Source organism: Bifidobacterium sp. (assembly GCF_050874245.1).
Taxonomy (GTDB): Bacteria; Actinomycetota; Actinomycetes; order Actinomycetales; family Bifidobacteriaceae; genus Bifidobacterium.
On record NZ_JBNMKH010000214.1, the window covers coordinates 1 to 1,122 of the forward strand.

Sequence of the window (1,122 nt, forward strand, 5' to 3'; positions counted from 1 at the left end):
AGTATGGACAGTCCCCAAGCCGCAAGATATCCGGCGAGCATGCCGGCGATGGCGGTAAGCGTGACCAGCCATTCGCGGGCGAGCATCAGCTGGATGAGCACGGTCACGACGATGATGACGGTGGCAAGCTGCTGCAATACGGAGGAGGGAATGTCGGCAAGCCAGTCGATGGCCTGTGCCGCGGTGTGTACGTCGGCCTCCACGCCGCTGGTGATACCGCCCATGTACACGGCGAACACCATGACTATGACCGCGCCGACGAGCGATAGTGCGGCACGTGTCAAATCGCCGAAATCATGGGTGCGTTTGGGGGCAACGTCATCGATATGCATGTCCGTCCTATTCGTCATGCGTGCAGTTCCTGACTATGACTATGGTTGCGGAAGAAAAATGGATGGCCGATGTTGACGACGACCGGAAGATCGCCGTCAACATCGGCCATTGAACATAGGCTTAGCGGTCGAAGGCGACCAGCTTGTTGGCCCATCCGGTGTAGGTGGCGGGGATCAAAGCCTTGAGTCGTGCCGCGGTTTCGTCGTCGAAGGACTGCTGGTCGATGAACGCTTCGACGGCTTCCTTGCTGATCTCATGACCGCGCATAAGCTCCTTGACCTTTTCATAAGGCTTCTCCATGCCCGGCAGACCCTTGAGCTCGCAGGCGCGCATGGCGGTCTGAATCGGCTCGCCGAGCACTTCCCAGTTGGTGTCAAGCTCACGCTCGATGACGATATCGTTCGGATGAATGGACTTCAGGCCGCCCATCAGGTTGTACAGGGCCAGCTGGCTGTAGCCGAGCGCGGAACCGATGTTGCGCTGGGTGGTGGAGTCGGTCAGGTCTCGCTGCCAACGGGATTCCACCAGTGTGGCGGACAGCGTGTCGAGCAGGGAACAGGAGATCTCGAAGTTCGCTTCGGCGTTCTCGAAACGGATCGGGTTCACCTTGTGCGGCATGGTGGATGAACCGGTTGCGCCCTTCACCGGAATCTGCGCGAACACGCCGCGGGAGATGTACATCCACACGTCCACGCACAGGTTATGCATGATGCGGTTGGCGTGGGAGACGGTGGAATACAGTTCGGCCTGCCAGTCGTGGCTCTCGATCTGCGTGGTCAGCGGGTTCCA

1 protein-coding gene and 1 pseudogene are annotated in these 1,122 nt (G+C 59.6%); both read right to left on the reverse strand.

What is annotated here, in order from left to right:
- Positions 1–350, reverse strand: a pseudogene (locus ACR0P8_RS09995) (TIGR00374 family protein); the annotation flags it as partial.
- A 103-nt stretch (positions 351–453) separates the two neighbouring features.
- A partial coding sequence (locus tag ACR0P8_RS10000; protein WP_432624891.1) for a lyase family protein occupies positions 454–1,122 on the reverse strand: 669 nt, incomplete at its 5' end.